This window comes from Pseudomonas sp. HY7a-MNA-CIBAN-0227 (genome assembly GCF_040310325.1).
Lineage (GTDB): Bacteria > Pseudomonadota > Gammaproteobacteria > Pseudomonadales > Pseudomonadaceae > Aquipseudomonas.
This window is the reverse complement of record NZ_JBEOPT010000015.1, coordinates 110,386-124,802: the sequence shown is the minus strand read 5'-3', so window position 1 is coordinate 124,802 and position 14,417 is coordinate 110,386. Positions and strand designations below refer to the sequence as shown.

At 62.1% G+C, this 14,417-nt stretch carries 12 protein-coding genes; all 12 read right to left on the bottom strand.

Features of this window, described 5'->3' with window-relative positions; genetic code table 11:
- Positions 1-204: 204 nt before the first annotated feature.
- A complete protein-coding gene (locus AAEZ06_RS22040; protein ID WP_149412415.1) occupies positions 205-1,164 on the bottom strand; it encodes a D-isomer specific 2-hydroxyacid dehydrogenase family protein in 960 nt (319 codons plus the stop codon).
- Positions 1,161-2,339, bottom strand: a complete 1,179-nt coding sequence (locus AAEZ06_RS22035; RefSeq protein ID WP_350616212.1) for an acyl-CoA dehydrogenase family protein — start codon at positions 2,337-2,339, stop codon at positions 1,161-1,163. The genes AAEZ06_RS22040 and AAEZ06_RS22035 overlap by 4 nt, the downstream gene beginning before the upstream one ends.
- Positions 2,340-2,373: 34 nt before the next feature.
- Positions 2,374-3,384 carry an ABC transporter substrate-binding protein gene (locus AAEZ06_RS22030; RefSeq protein ID WP_149412413.1) on the bottom strand — a complete coding sequence of 337 codons (1,011 nt, stop codon included), beginning with the start codon at positions 3,382-3,384 and terminating at the stop codon, positions 2,374-2,376.
- Positions 3,385-3,397: 13 nt separating this feature from the next.
- Complete coding sequence (locus AAEZ06_RS22025; RefSeq protein ID WP_149412412.1) at positions 3,398-4,081, bottom strand: peroxiredoxin-like family protein; 684 nt, start codon at positions 4,079-4,081, stop codon at positions 3,398-3,400.
- Positions 4,078-5,424, bottom strand: a complete 1,347-nt coding sequence (locus AAEZ06_RS22020; protein WP_149412411.1) for an LLM class flavin-dependent oxidoreductase — start codon at positions 5,422-5,424, stop codon at positions 4,078-4,080. Before AAEZ06_RS22020 ends, AAEZ06_RS22025 begins: the two co-directional genes overlap by 4 nt.
- Before the next feature lie 12 nt (positions 5,425-5,436).
- Positions 5,437-6,411, bottom strand: coding sequence for an ABC transporter substrate-binding protein (locus AAEZ06_RS22015; RefSeq protein ID WP_350616209.1), 975 nt, complete (start codon positions 6,409-6,411; stop codon positions 5,437-5,439).
- Between the two features lie 261 nt (positions 6,412-6,672).
- Complete coding sequence (locus AAEZ06_RS22010; RefSeq protein WP_149412409.1) at positions 6,673-7,035, bottom strand: 4Fe-4S dicluster domain-containing protein; 363 nt, start codon at positions 7,033-7,035, stop codon at positions 6,673-6,675.
- Positions 7,032-8,612, bottom strand: a complete 1,581-nt coding sequence (locus tag AAEZ06_RS22005; RefSeq protein WP_350616206.1) for an FAD-dependent oxidoreductase — start codon at positions 8,610-8,612, stop codon at positions 7,032-7,034. Before AAEZ06_RS22005 ends, AAEZ06_RS22010 begins: the two co-directional genes overlap by 4 nt.
- Positions 8,613-8,622: 10 nt before the next feature.
- Positions 8,623-11,076: a TonB-dependent receptor plug domain-containing protein gene (locus tag AAEZ06_RS22000; RefSeq protein ID WP_350616204.1), complete on the bottom strand. Its 2,454-nt coding sequence runs from the start codon at positions 11,074-11,076 to the stop codon at positions 8,623-8,625.
- A gap of 113 nt (positions 11,077-11,189) precedes the next feature.
- A complete protein-coding gene (locus AAEZ06_RS21995) occupies positions 11,190-12,026 on the bottom strand; it encodes a TauD/TfdA dioxygenase family protein (protein WP_350616202.1) in 837 nt (278 codons plus the stop codon).
- A 102-nt stretch (positions 12,027-12,128) separates the two neighbouring features.
- Positions 12,129-13,712: a rhodanese homology domain-containing protein gene (locus tag AAEZ06_RS21990; RefSeq protein ID WP_149412405.1), complete on the bottom strand. Its 1,584-nt coding sequence runs from the start codon at positions 13,710-13,712 to the stop codon at positions 12,129-12,131.
- Positions 13,709-14,317: a cysteine dioxygenase family protein gene (locus AAEZ06_RS21985; protein WP_149412404.1), complete on the bottom strand. Its 609-nt coding sequence runs from the start codon at positions 14,315-14,317 to the stop codon at positions 13,709-13,711. The genes AAEZ06_RS21990 and AAEZ06_RS21985 overlap by 4 nt, the downstream gene beginning before the upstream one ends.
- Positions 14,318-14,417: the final 100 nt, after the last annotated feature.

Genomic DNA, 14,417 nt, shown 5'->3' with positions numbered 1-14,417 from the left:
CGGCCCACGGAGCAATGCCGGAGTGAAGGCATGCCGAGCCTAAGCGAGGCACCAAGTGGTGGGGCAAGAGCGCTTTGCTTACTTTCGCGCTTTTCGAAAGTGAGTCGCTGTAAGAGCGAAACCGCCAGCAGCCGTTACCGAAATAACGGATATGCCCCCAGCCAGCCAGCCCAGCCCGCTCCCACCTGTTGATCTCTGTTCGGCTTAGTACCCGCGCTGGGTATCGGCCAGGTTTTCCAACCGCAACCCACTGAGATACCGCTCCAGATTACCCAGGAAACTGTCCGCGATATCGTTGCGACTATTCGTTGAGATCGCCGACGTATGAGGCGACAGCCGCACGCGGGGATGGGCATAAAGCGCATGCCCATCCGGCAACGGTTCGGGCTCTGTCACATCCAGGGAGGCCAGGCCGATGCTGCCGGTTTCCAGGGCTTCCAGCAGTGCGCCATGGTCCAGCAGGCCGCCACGGGCGATATTGATCAGGTGCAGGCCCGGCTTGGCACTGGCGAGCACATCGCGGTCGACGATATGCCGGGTCGACTCCGTCAATGGTGCGGCCAGCACCAGGTGATCGGCGCGGGAAAACAGGTCATGGATATCTCGCGCCGCCTCAACACCTTCCACTTCGAACTGCGCCTGGCTTTGCCGCAGCGCTACGACCTTGATGCCCAGGCCCAGAGCCTTCTGCGCCAGGCTGCGGCCAATGGCGCCGAAGCCGAGAATCCCCAGGGTCGTGCCCTTGAGCGGTGTCAGTGCAGTGAAATTCCACTGCGAGTCATGCACCCAGATATCCGGCAAATGCTTGGTGCCCGCGAAGATCGACGCCAGAGCGAACTCGGCAATGTTCTCGGCGGCGCTGCCCCGGGAGGTGCTCACCGGCGGGCCGTTGAACAGCCATTTTGGGTAGAAGTCGATACCTGACGACACCACTTGAATCCAGCGCAGCCCATACGGCCAACCCGGTGGTGGCGTGTTTGGAGCCTCATAGCCACGCACATTGATGGGCCGTGCCAGCAAAATAGTGACCTGGCCCGGCAAGTCGCTGGGCACCCCGGCCGGTACACCGATCACCTCGGCGTCGGGATGGGTTAGGGCCAGGCGTTGGCGGATAACCTCGTTGAAGTCCTCGTCCAACTGGCTGGCGATAACGATCTGACTCATGAACGTTCCTTCTGGCGTTGAGCGAATACGGCTTTGCCGACCCCTTGCAGCACGGCGTCGTTCTGCGGTGTGTGTACCCGGCTGCACAACACGTCGCGGTAGTGCCGCTGCAGCGGGCTGTGGCGTGACAGGCCCGGATTACCCGACGCCTCGATGGCCAACTCGACGGCGCGGATGGCGTTGCCAGTCACCAGGAATTTCAGTTGTGCTGCGTTGGCGGCCGGTGTGTGGCCTTCGGCAGCGGCATCCAGCAGGCTGCGGTTGGCGAATAGCAAGGTGTCGATATGGCCGACGGTTTCCTGGAAGCGCGGCAAGGTCGACAGTGCGGCGCCGAGGTTGGACGGTGCGCGCTGTTCCAGAAAACCCACCAACCAATCCCGTGCGGCCTGGGCCACGGCGTCATACACCGAGGACAGCAACACCGACATCCACAGGAAGCCGTCGCCATCAAGTTCCGCTTGCGGCGCGCTCCAGGGACTGACGCTGACGGCGTGGTCCAGCGGCACCAGTACGTTGTCGAACACCACTTCATGGCTGCAAGTGGCGCGCATGCCCAGGTGATCCCAGGTGTCGATGATGCTGATGCCGGGGGTGTCCTTGCGCACCAGCCAGGCGCCCACCAACGGGTCTTCATCACTGCTGCGTGCCCAGACGCTGAGCCAGCTCAGGCCGTGGCTGCCGGTGGAGTAGATCTTGCGGCCGCTGATACGCCAACCGGCAGTGGTGCGCCGGGCGATGGTCGCCGGCAAGCCGCCGCGTGCGGGCGTTCCCAGGTCCGGCTCGACCCGCAGGGCATTGATCAGCGCACCCTCACGCACCGCGTCTTCGGCGACTTTAAGGCGCAAGGCTTGCGGCCAGTTTTTGCTGTCTTGCAGGCGCGTGTGTTGCAGGTACTGCATCACCAGAATCAAGGCTGTGGAAGGTTCTCCCTTGGCAATCGCACTGATGGCCTTGCGCGCCTGGGCCAGGTTGGCACCGCCACCGCCCAGGGCCTTGGGCACGGTCAAGGCGACCAGGCCGTGCTCGTGCAGCAGCTTGAAATTGTCGTGGGGGAAGGCGCCACTTTCGTCATAAATATGGGCGGTGGCGGCCAATTGGGCGCCGATGCTTTCCAGCAGGGCTTCGAAATTGGCCACTTCCACGGAGCGTAATGAAGGTTGAGAAGAAAGGCTCATGGTCGGTTCACTTCATCAAAAGGTGGGTGTTGGTTCATATCGGCAACAACTTGAACTGCCGATCCCACAAGGGGCTGACATCCAACCGCTCGTTCAACACGCCGGCATTGAAGAACAGATCCGCTACTTCCTGCTGGGACGCGATGGCCTGGTCATTGACCTCGGTCACGCTGTAGGGCTGGCTGCGGCTGTTGTACATGTCGAGGAACACCGCCTTGTCCACCCCCAGCAACTGTGCCGATTTCGCGGCCCAGGGCTCGGGGTTGTTGTTCATCCACTCCAGGGTCCGGGCCTGGCGCTGCAAGTAGTCCTGGATGGCCTGTTTGCGCAGCGGGTCTTCCAGCGCGGCGGGGCGGGCGGCGATCAAATAGTTGCCGGACAAGTAGCCCAGTGCGGTTTTCAGTACGCGGGCGCCGCTGCGGAATTTCGCCAGTTGGATAAACACGCCATAGATCACCCAGGCATCCAGCTGGCCACTCTGGAACGCGCTGAAACCGTCCTGGGGCGTGAGCGGTACGGCGGTGATGTCGTTCATGGTTAGCCCTTGCTCCAGCAGGGCCTTGATCAAAAAGTAATGGGAGGTGGTGGAACGCACGTAACCCACGCGCTTGCCCTTGAGTTGCGCTACCGATTCGAGTTTCGAGTCCTTGGGAATCAGGAACACCTGGTTATTCACGTCGCCTTGCAGCACTGCAATCAAGCGCGGCTCGCGGTGGCTCTGGATCGAGAAGATCGGCGGGATCTCACTCATGCCGCCAATATCCAGGCTGCCGGAAGCCAAGGCTTCGACGATCAGGTTGCCGCCGGCAAACTCGGCAAAGTCGACTTTGTAGGGCCGCTCGGCGGTGCCGGCGTCGTCGCTGAAGTACGAGTCCTGGCCACGGTAGGTGGCGACTGCCAGCGTCAGGTCGGACAGTTTTGTCGGTGCCCCGAAGGCCCGCGGCGCCAGCCCCAGTGATGACAGACCCAGCGCCCCAAGGGCCAGCGAACTGGCGGTGAGAAAGCCGCGACGATTGAACTGTCCCTGTTTGATCGTATGGGTCATGGTCAGGTCCCGGTCAGATGGCGATCGGCAGGGGCGCTTGCCCCAGCAGCTGTTCAACCACGCGCAACACCGGTTCGGCTTCGGTGCGCACCAACCAGTCCGGGCTGACCTGGGTAAAGACCACGCGGCCGTCCTTGGCGATCACCACCACCGTCGGTTGCGGCAATTCCCAGGTCCCGGTACCGGTGGTTTCGCCGATGCCCTTGCCCTTGGTCAGCGCGGCTTTGCGCGAGGCTTCGTCGAAGCTGTAGAGGACGCCCAGGCTGCGCCCAAGGGTGTTGTCCGGGTCGCTGGCCACTTGCAGTTCAAGGTTGTGGCGGGTCTTGATTTCCACCAGGCGCTCAGGCACCTGCGGGCTGACAGCTATCAGTGGCACCCCCAATTCCCGCAGGCGTGGGTAGAGCTGGCGCTGGTAATAGGGCAGGGCGATGTTGCATGCCGGGCAGCCGGCGAAACGGAAGAAAATCAACACCGCCGGGCCGTCTGCGAGCAGCAGTTCACGGTTCAGTTCGCCGCCTTCAACCTTCAATAATGTGAAGGGCTCCAGCACATCACCGACCTTGACGAAATCCTTGCCAGGGGCTTCATCCACCAGGCGTTGGCGTTGATTGATATTGACCTGCAGCGCTGCCGGCGCCCAGGTTGCCACGCGTTCGGCGTGCAAGTCCGCCAACTGGCGGTTGAGGGATTCGCTCATGCCACTGCCCCCTGCTTTTCTTCCACTTCAATGGCCGTATGACGATTGGCCGGAACATCCAGGCCCAGATTGTCCCGCAGGGTGACGCCGCTGTATTCGTCACGAAACAGCCCACGCTGTTGCAGCACCGGCACCACCAACTCGGTGAAGTACTGCAAGCCGTCCGGCAGCAGCGAGTTGATGATGAAACCATCGGCCGCGCCACCTTCGAACCAGGACTGGAGGGCGTTGGCGACTTGCTCCGGTGTGCCGACGAAATCTCGCCGTGGCCGGGAGAAACGCAAGGCCACTTCCCGCAGGGTCAGGCCTTCGTCCTTGGCCAGTTGCTTGATGCGGTCGCAGCCGCCTTTCTGGCTGTTGGAACCCAGGTCGCCCAGTTCGGGGAACGGTGCGTCCAGGGGGTATTGGCTGAAGTCATGGTCATTGAACGGTCGGCCGAGGGCGACGATGGCGTCCTCCACGGTCACCAGTTCCACCGCTTGCTGGTAGCGGCTTTCCACTTCGGCTTCATCACGCCCGACAATCGGGCGAATGCCTGGCAGGATCGACAGGTTGTCGGCATCACGGCCGAAGCCCTTGGCACGGAGCTTCAGATCCTGGGCGTAGGCACGGGCTTCTTCAAAGCTCTCACCGTGGACGAAAATCGCATCGGCATTCTCGGCGGCAAAATTGCGTCCAGCCTCGGACGTACCGGCCTGGAAAATCACCGGCTGGCCTTGGCGGGAGCGGGCGATATTCAGCGGGCCCTTGACCGAGAAAAACTCGCCCTTGTGTTCCAGGGCGTGCAGCTTGCCAGGGGTGAAAAACTCGCCGCTTTGCTTGTCGTAGGCAAAGGCGTCGTCTTCCCAGGAATCCCACAGGCCCTGGACCACCTTCACGTGCTCCTTGGCGATGCGGTAGCGCACGGCGTGGGGCGGGTGTTCAGCCTTGCCGAAGTTGTCGGCGGTGCCGCTAAGCCACGATGTCACCACGTTCCAGCCAGCACGACCGCCACTGATATGGTCCAGGGAGGCAAACTGGCGTGCCACCTGGAACGGTTCGGTGTAGCTGACGGTGACGGTGGCCACCAGGCCGATATGCGAGGTCAGCGCGGCGAGGGCCGAGAGAATAGTCAGCGGCTCAAACCGGTTGAGGTAGTGCGGGCTGGACTTTTCATGGATATGCAGGCTGTCGGCGATAAATACGAAATCGAACTTCGCGCCTTCGGCCAGTTGCGTCTGTTGTTTGTAGAAACCGAAATTGACGCTGGCATTGGCCAGGGCCTGCGGATGGCGCCATTCGCCCCAGCCATGGCCGACGCCATGGACCATTGCACCGAGTTTCAGTTGGCGTTGCTTGCTCATGGTTCTGCTCCTTTAGCGGGAAGCCTGGTTAAGGGGAACACGCTTTGCGTTGAAGCTTTTGTCGAAGCCTTGGGAGACCTCGATATGTTTGGTGAGGATGCCTTCCTGCTGATAGATGTCAGCGGTGGTTTGCAGGCCGCTGATCACCGTGTCGTCAATCTGTACCGGCTCCATTTGCGTGGCCTTGGCGACGGCCACGTGCACCGCCAACGGCAGGCCGGTGACTTTGGCCTGGGCGGTGGCGTATTCCTGGGGATGGGCGTTGGTCCAGCGGTAAGCACGGTCGACCCTGGCGACAAAGTCATCCAGTTGTTGACGCTTGCTGGCGATCGCCTGGCTGGTGGCCGCCAGGTACAAGTGGTTGGTCAGCAGGGTGTTGCCGCTGGCCAGGACTTTGGCCTGGCTTTGGGTGGTGACGATGGTGGTGTAGGGGTCCCAGGTCGACCATGCGTCGGCGCTGCCGTTGTCCAGCAAAATCCGCGACTCGCTGGGCAGCAGGTAAATGAACTGCACATCCGCAGTGCTCAAGCCGACACTGCGCAGGGCCTTGATCGCCAGGAAATGACCGATAGAGCCACGGGTGGTAACGATGCGCTTGCCCTTGAGGTCGCGGGCATCGTTGAGCGGCGAATCCTTGAGGGCGAGAATGGCGGTGGTGTAGCGCCCCTCGGCGTGGATGATACTCACTACCTTGAGCGGTGCACCGGCACCGAGGGCAAACACGTAGGGCGCATCCCCCAAGGCACCGATGTCGACGGCACCCGCGTTCAGCGCTTCACCCAAAGGGGCGGCGGCGGGGAATTCGGAAAACTGGATCTCATAGGGTACGTCCTTCAACTCGCCGGAGACTTCCAGCAGCACCTTGATCGAAGACTTCTGGTTGGCTACCAGCAGCGGTTGCAGGTCGGCGGCCTGTGCCGTCGTAACCAGGCTCAGGGCGAAAGTGCTGCTCAGGAGCAAGTGTTTGAGGGGCGTGGCAAATACCATGAGGTGAAGGCTCCAGGCTGATCTTGAGGTGGTTCGGTTACCTCCGCCTGGAGAAGGGGTCGGTGAGAGAGGTAACGTTATTCCCATAAAAACTGGCTGTGAAGTTCTTTTTGGTTATAAGTTAATTATTAAAATTACTGATTATCTGTAATTTGATTATTCTATTTATGCATTTATAAGGGTTTGGGATGCTTCCTGCGTGACGCTCGGAGCTCGTCACCTAAGCAAGGTGGTTTGCGCGGTGGGTGTCGGCATGAACCTTCAACTTTTAGCGGCTTCAGCAAGCCCCCGAGCCAGCACAAACACCCCATCCATCCGCCAATGCTCATTGATGTACCTGGGGTCACCAGCCCATTCATTCCACCCCGAATCCCGCCGGTACTGCCCCAACAACCCGGCCTTACGCACTGCTTCAGGTTCGGGATGGCGTACTTGCTCGCAATCCGGGTCCACATATAACGCATCGCTGGCGCAATACAGTTCGCACATGAAACACGTCTGGCAGGCCTGCTGGTGGATGATCTGCGGCTTGGCCTGTGCGTCCAGGGTCAGGACGTTGGTGGGGCACACTTCAACGCACTTTCCGCACCCTGTGCACAGGTCCTGATAAATCAATTCGATCATTGGGCGTGGCCTTGTAAAGAAGGGGTGAGAGGGTCAAAACGCGTGCGCAGTTGGTCCACGCCGGCAATGCGCAAATGGGCGTCGAACAGCGGATTTTGGTTGGGTGTATCGCTGCGCTGGTGCATGCCACGGCTTTCCTTGCGTAGCGCAGCGGCGCTGTAGCACCAGCGGGCGGTGGCGGCCATCGCGGCGATTTCGCGGGCGCGCAGCGGGTTGGTGGGGTCGGGTGACAACCCTGTGTGGACTTGGTCCCAGACGTTTTCCAGAACGTGCAGAGATTGATCGAGCTGATTGCCGGAGCGGAACAGGTTTTTCTCCAGCGGGTGGACTTCGCCCTGGATGCGTTGGATCAAATGATCGAGCTGAGTGACGCCAGGACGAGCCTGCAACCCCGCACCGCCAAAGCCTTGCAGCGCAACCTCACGGCCTGACTTCTGCCGAGCCAGTCGGGCCGCGCCACGCCCGGCCCATTGTCCCGAAGACAGCGCCCAGGCCGAGTTCTGCGCGCCGCCGCCGGAAGTCGCCCCAGCGATCAGTTCACGGCTGGCGGCATCACCCGCAGCAAACACGCCGGGCACGGTAGTCTGGCAATCATCGTCAATCACTCGCAGGCCGCCGACGCCGCGGATGGTGCCTTCGGGGTGCAGGGTGACGGGGAATTTGTCTCGCCAGGGATCAATGCCGTGCCGGTCGAAGGGCAGCATCAGGTTTGGCTGAATGCTCGGCAGTTGCGCGCGGAGATACGCCGGTACCCGATTCAAGCGGCAGTACACCGGGCCATTGAGCAAGGCCTTGGCCAGGGCGTCGGTGAAGTCGGGACCGATGGCGATGTTCAACGGCCGGTCAGCGGCGTCGAAATACTCGCCGAAGCTGTACACCATCGAGCGGGTCATGCTGCTGCCAGCCGCCGCGATGCAGTAATAGCTGGAGAACTCCATGCCGGAGAGTTCCGCGCCAGCTTCAGCGGCCATCAGGTAGCCGTCACCGGTGTTGGTGTGGCTACCCAGCAATCGTGAGAGAAACGCGCAGCCACCACTGGCGAGCACCACCGCTGGGGCCCGAACCTGCCAGTTACCGCCTGCCTGGCGACGCCAGCCACGGGCGCCGGCGACGCTTCCTTGATCGTCGCGCAGCAGCTCCAGGGCTGGGTGGTGGTCGAGGATGATCACGCCGTTGTCCAAGGCCAGGCGGCGCATGCCGCGCAGGTACTCCGGGCCGCGCAGGCCGCGGTATTGGGTGATGCCTTGTTCGTTTTGGGGAAAGTCGTAGTGCCCGGCCAGAGTGGGCAGGCTGGTCCAGGTGGTGTCGATGATCCGGGCCATCCAGCGGGCATCGGCCAGGCCATAGGCGCTGCCCAGGCGTTTGTCAATGGCGGCCTCCCTTGCGCCTGGGGTGGGCGGCACCCACCAGTGGCCGGGACCAGCGGTGGCGGTGACGCCGCTGGTGCCGCAGTAGCCTTTGTCCACCAGCATCACCCGGGCGCCTTCGCGGGCGGCGGCGACGGCGGCCCAGGTGCCAGCTAGACCGCCGCCGATTACCAGCACGTCGGTGGTCAGGTCGAGTGTGGTCAATGTCATGGCCAGGCCCTCAAAAGTTGTACGCCAGTCGCGTGTAGTAATAGGCGCCACCAAAGCCGAAGGGCGAGAACTGGCCGTATTTGTAGCCGCCGGCCCAGTCCTTGATACCGTTTTTATCCGGGTAGACGTTGAACAGGTTGTTCGCCCCCAGCGCCACGGTCAGGTGCTTGGTGAGGTCATAGGCGGCGTCCAGGTCGCTGATCCATTTGGCGCTGAATTTGCGGTCGTTCACCGGGTTGTTGTCGCCCTCGGTGTAGCTACCGAAGCGGGTCAGCGCCAGGTTAAGGGTGTAGGTGCTAACTTTCCAGTTGGCCGCCAGGATCAGTTTTGACTGCGGGGTGGCGACGGTCAGGTCCTTTTGCAGGCGGCGGTCGAACAGTTGGTAACTGGAGCCTAAGCTGGCGAGTTTGGCTGGGGTGTCCTGCAGTTTCTCGATCTTGGTCTGGTTCCAGTTGTAGGCGGCGCTCCAGTGTACTTGCCCGTACCCCTCCAGTTGCTGGCGGTACTCGTTGACGATGTCGATGCCTCGGGTGCGAGTGTCCACGGCGTTGGTGTAGTACTGGGCAAACAGGCCGGGAGACAGGCCGTTGGCGGCGAGAATCTGCGAGACAGCCGGGCCGCCCAGCAGGCTAGTGGAGACGATACGATCGCGGATGCCGATTTGGTACAGGTCGGTGGTCAGCCGGTAGTTTTGCGTGGGCTCATAGGTGAAGCCGAAGCTGTAGTTCAGGGACTTTTCCGGCTTGAGTTTTTCCGCGCCCAGGGCTTGGGCCTCGGCGGTGTCCACCGGCAGCACCTTGACCGGCACCGAGACCTGCTCGCCATTGATCACGCCGCCGGAGGTAAAGGTGGATGAGGCATAAATCGTCTGTGCCAGTGACGGCGCACGAAAACCATTGTTGATAGTGCCGCGCAGGGCGAACTCGGGGGTGATCTTGTAGCGCGTGGACAGTTTGCCGCTCCAGGTGCTGCCGATGTCCTGGGTGTAGCGCTCGTAACGTGCCGCCGCACCGACGTACCACTTGTCCGTCACATCCAGACCCAGGTCGACATAGCTGGCGACGTTGCTGCGGCTGATCTCGCCGGCATCGGCTGGGCTGGTGCCGTTGTAGGAGGCCAGGCCCGGCAGCGGTGTACTGCCGGCAAACGGGCCGCTGGGGATCACGTAGTTGCCGGGTGTGTAGGAGGCGTAGTCACCGGCCTCGATCTGGTATTTCTCCCAGCGATATTCAAAGCCAAACGCGGTTTGCAGAGGATGGCTCAGGCCAATGTCAAAGGTGCGACTGAAGTCCAGGTTGTTGGTCCACTGATCGAAGATCTGCGAGGCCAGGTTGAACGAGGTTGGGCTGGTCGGCCCCCAGGACGGGTTGAGGGTGTTGTTGGCATTGAGGGTCGAGTCGTCTTCGCCCCAGGTCGAACTGACGTCGTAATCCCAACCGCCCACCAGCCCCTTGAAGCCGGCCGCCACCTGGAAATCCTTGGTGCGGTTACGGCGCTGGGCGTGGATACCGTCGGGGTAGGGCGTGTTCGGGTCACCGGCCAGCGAGTAGATGTCATTGGGGCGATAGTTGCCGGTGACCTTGGTGGTCTCCATGTAGCTGGCGGTGGAGAACGAGTAGAACTTCAGGTCATCCTGGATCGGCAGTTCGAGATTATAGCTGGCGTTGGTAACCTTCTCCCTGCCCAGTCCATAACTGGGGTTCCAGCCGTGGCGATTGACGCTCTGGTCACGGCTGTCGGGGCGCCCGGCGCTGCCGTAGAGGTTGCCGGTGGCGCTACCTGTGCGGTCGAAAGGCTCCTGTTCCTTGCTGTCCAGTGAGAGGCTGGCGAAGCCGTCGTTGGGCAGGGCCAGGCCGTAATTGACGGTCTGGTGCACGGTGTCGCCGTCGCCACTGCCGTAGCGGCCGAAGGAGGTTTCGGCGCTGCCACCGCTGTCGTTTTCCTTGAGGATGATATTGATCACCCCGGCGATGGCGTCTGAACCGTATTGCGCCGAAGCACCGTCGCGCAGCACTTCAATATGGTCGATGGCCGACACCGGAATCAGGTCCAGGTTGACCGGTACCGCCGCCGTGCCGATACGCGCCAGGTTGTTGATCAGTGCGGTGTTGTGCCGGCGCTTGCCGTTGACCAGCACCAGCACCTGATCCCCGGACAGGCCGCGCATGGTCACCCCGCGCACCGACCACGAGGTGCCGCCGCCGTTGATTGCCGGCAAGTTGAAGGAGGGCAGCAGCCGGGCGAGCAGTTCCTTGAGGCCGACCTTGCCGCTGGCCTGCAATTGCTCGGCGCTGATCACGTCGATGGGCGAGGGGCTGTCGGCGATGGTGCGCATTTGATTGCCGCGATTGCCGGTGACCACCACGGTGCCGAGGGTCTTGTCGGGGGCGTCGTCGGCCTGGACGCTCACGGTCAGCAAGCTCAAGACTGCCGCCGCGCAATAATCGAATCTAAAAGCACTCATGACACAAATTCCTGAAAGATCTTGCGGCGAGGGAGCTTGTTCCCTCGCCACAGAAAAGCCCTCTAGCGACAAGGACTGGGCCAGATAGAAAGAGTTGCAGGGAGGCTTGTCGATCAGGCCGCGTTGGCGGTTCTTACCCGATGGGGAATGTCGTCATAGGCGATCAGTACCCGCTCCATGCGGCGCGGGTAGTCGCCGTAGTTGTAGACCGGGTAGTGCAGGGTCGAGCGGTTGTCCCAGAATGCCACCGAGTTCTTGCGCCATTTGAAGCGCACCTGGTGTTCTGGTTTGTTGAACTCCAGTAGCAGGCGGTCGATCAGTTGCTTGCTGCGCTCGGGCGTCCAGCCAATCACCGACGGGTTTTGCGAGAAGTTGATAAGCAGGCCGTCTTCGCCGGTTTCCGGGTGGGTGCGAACCAGCGGGTGGGCGAGGATCGGGTAGTCGTAGCCGACCTTGTCCAGGGCTTTCTTGAAGTCGTGGACCACGTGCAGGGTGTCGATTTCTGCGCGCAGTTCATCGGGCAGGGCGCGATAGACCGCACCGGTGTCGGCCCACAGCGTGTCGCCGCCTACCTCTGGCAAATCTACTGCGCGCAACACGGCGCCGAGAGTCGGGCGCAGTAGCCAACTGGTGTCGGTGTGCCAACGGCCGCTAATCCTCGGGCCGTAGAGCTTGCGTTCGTCCTGGGCTTCGATCAGGTGAGCTTGTGGGCGGGCTGGATCGTTTTGCTGGGTGGTTGGGTGCACATACAACTCGCCAAATTGCTGGGCGAAGGCGATCTGCTGTTCGGTGTTGATGGCCTGGTCGCGAAAGAACAGCACCTTGTGCTTGAGCAGCAACTGGCGCAGCTCATTGCGCAGCACTGGCGTCAGGGGTTGGCGCAGGTCGATGCCAGCAATTTTGGCGCCGAGGGTGGGTTCCAGGCGGGTGACGTGCAGGGTGGCGGACATGAATAGCTTCCTCTCGATCGTGAGTTCAGCCTCCGCCTGGAGAGGGGTCGGATGTTCAGGGTGTTGCCCCGGCGATTTTCACAATGCCGGGGCGCGGGTTGTTCAGATCACATAAAAGCCGTGGGTACCGTCGCGGGCCAGTTGGTCCACCAGGCCATATTCCCAGTCGAGGTAGGCTTGCATGGCTTCGCGGGGGTTGTCGGTGCCTTCATAAGGCCGGCGATAGCGGTCGATGCGCGGTGAGGCGAGGTAGCTTTCGCCTTCTTCCAGGGGCAGTTGCGCGGCGAGCCAACTGGCGGTGCCGTTCTGCAGCAGGAACACTTGCTTGCCGGTCAGCGCCTCGACTTCGGCCACCGCCAGGCGCGCCAGCTGGCTGCTGCCGCAGGTCAGCACATAACGCTGGGCCGACGGTACCTTGGCCAGGGCGGCGGGCAATTGCCCACGCAGGGCCCACCATGCGCCGGGGATATGACGTTTGACGTAATTGACGCTGCTGGTGAAATCGAGCACTACGGTGTCGCCATGGTTCAGCCATTCAGCCAGGGTATGGGGGCTGATGGTCTCGGCCTGTTGCGCGTCCGGCACCGGTGCCTGCCATGGGCCTTGGGCGCTGAAGTGTGCAGGTTGCAGGTCATCCAGCACATGCACCTCCCAACCCAGTTGCGCGAGCCAGGAGGCGGACATATTGGCGCGCACACCATCGTCGTCCGCCAGCACCAGGCGGGCACCCCGCACGCTGGCGACGTGATCGGTTTCCTGCACCAGTTGGCCGCCCGGCGTGGAGCGGGCGCCGGGCAGGTGGCCGGCTTCGAATTCTTCCGGGGTGCGTACATCAAACAGGTAGGTGGTGCGCGCCGGTTCCTGCTGCCAGCGTTGCAGGTCGGCAAGGGTGGCGCGGCCGACGCGGGCCTTGTCGGCAACGCCACGGGCGTCCTTGGCAGCGACCTGGCGATGTTCTTCCGAGGTGGGCGCAAAGCACCGAGCCTGGCCGTGTTGCAGGGCCTGACCGGCCAGGGTCCAGCCGATGGTGCCGTTGCGCAGCGCCGACACCGGGTTGGCGATGCCGGCGTTGATCAGTGACTGGGTGCCGATGATGCTGCGGGTGCGTCCGGCGCAGTTGACGATGATGCGGGTGGACGGGTCCGGTGCCAGTTCACGGGCACGCAGTACCAACTCCGCGCCCGGCACGCTGATACCGGTAGGAATGCTCATGGTCTGGTATTCATCGAAGCGCCGCGCATCGAGCACCACCACGTCGGCCTTGCTGTCGAGCAGGGCCTGGACTTCTTCAGCGGCCAGGGATGGTGTGAGGCGCTGGCTTTCCACCAGTTCGCCAAAGGACTTGCTGGGCACGTTGACGTCGATAAACAACTCACCGCCGGCGCTGCGCCAGCCGTCCAGGCCACCCTCCAGCAGGCTGACCTGGGTGTAGCCGAGCGCCTGTAAACGCCCGGCAGCAATACCCGCCAGGCCTTCGCCGTTGTCATAGACAGTGACGTGGGTATTACGCCGGGGAATGCGCGAGTACACCTCAAGTTCCAGCTTGGACAGCGGGATGTTGGCGGCGAATAACGGGTGTGCGTCGGCAAAGGGGGCTTCTTCACGCACGTCGATGAGCGCGACTTCTTCATGGTCCAGCAGTGCCTGGCGAATCTGGGCGAAGGAGCGGGTCGATGCAGTACTCATAGGGCATGGCTCTCTTTGGACAAGTCCCAGATGTTGGGGAGAAAAGCGTTGGAGTAACCGGAGATAAACAGTTTCTCGCTGCCGTCAGGCTGGTACACCGCGCGGCGCACCGCACCGATGTTGGCGCCGTAGACGTGGATGCTGATGGACACCTGGTCACTGAAGGCATTGCTGACTTGATGGATGTCGCCGATCTTCGGCGACACGGCTTCCACGTGGCCCGGCGCAAGCTGTATGCGCTTGCCCTCGGCGATCAGGGCACCGTTGGCATCGCGCTCGAAGCCCTGGGAGTACTCGGAGCCGCGCAACATGCCGATCAATCCCCATACACGATGATCGTGAATCGGCGTACTTTGCCCCGGCCCCCACACGAAGCTGACAATGCTGAAGCGCTGCCGCGAATCGGCATGTAGCAGGTATTGCTGATAACGCTCGGCGCTGGGTTGGGCAAATGCCTCCGGCAGCCAGTCGTCATAGCTGACCAACTGGGCCAGCAGCTTGCCGCCGCGGTGCAGCAGGTCGCCTTCGCGGGGGTTGCCGTCGATCAATTCCGCCAGGGCACCTATGAATGCCCTGAGTCTTTCCGGGTGTCGGTCCTGGGTCATGACAATTCCATTGTGGGTGATTCGTGGCGGTGACTTTATCTAAGCATAATGTTTGTTTGTAATATGCTATTTTTTAATGATTAGGTTATAGCTGAAAGGA

Excerpts from the sequence above, each read along its gene's own strand:
- AAEZ06_RS22040 (WP_149412415.1), bottom strand. The coding sequence starts at position 1,164 with ATGAGTCAGATCGTTATCGCCAGCCAGTTGGACGAGGACTTCAACGAG.
- AAEZ06_RS22035 (WP_350616212.1), bottom strand. The coding sequence starts at position 2,339 with ATGAGCCTTTCTTCTCAACCTTCATTACGCTCCGTGGAAGTGGCCAAT.
- AAEZ06_RS22030 (WP_149412413.1), bottom strand. The coding sequence starts at position 3,384 with ATGACCCATACGATCAAACAGGGACAGTTCAATCGTCGCGGCTTTCTC.
- AAEZ06_RS22025 (WP_149412412.1), bottom strand. The coding sequence starts at position 4,081 with ATGAGCGAATCCCTCAACCGCCAGTTGGCGGACTTGCACGCCGAACGC.
- AAEZ06_RS22020 (WP_149412411.1), bottom strand. The coding sequence starts at position 5,424 with ATGAGCAAGCAACGCCAACTGAAACTCGGTGCAATGGTCCATGGCGTC.
- AAEZ06_RS22015 (WP_350616209.1), bottom strand. The coding sequence starts at position 6,411 with ATGGTATTTGCCACGCCCCTCAAACACTTGCTCCTGAGCAGCACTTTC.
- AAEZ06_RS22010 (WP_149412409.1), bottom strand. The coding sequence starts at position 7,035 with ATGATCGAATTGATTTATCAGGACCTGTGCACAGGGTGCGGAAAGTGC.
- AAEZ06_RS22005 (WP_350616206.1), bottom strand. The coding sequence starts at position 8,612 with ATGACATTGACCACACTCGACCTGACCACCGACGTGCTGGTAATCGGC.
- AAEZ06_RS22000 (WP_350616204.1), bottom strand. The coding sequence starts at position 11,076 with ATGAGTGCTTTTAGATTCGATTATTGCGCGGCGGCAGTCTTGAGCTTG.
- AAEZ06_RS21995 (WP_350616202.1), bottom strand. The coding sequence starts at position 12,026 with ATGTCCGCCACCCTGCACGTCACCCGCCTGGAACCCACCCTCGGCGCC.
- AAEZ06_RS21990 (WP_149412405.1), bottom strand. The coding sequence starts at position 13,712 with ATGAGTACTGCATCGACCCGCTCCTTCGCCCAGATTCGCCAGGCACTG.
- AAEZ06_RS21985 (WP_149412404.1), bottom strand. The coding sequence starts at position 14,317 with ATGACCCAGGACCGACACCCGGAAAGACTCAGGGCATTCATAGGTGCC.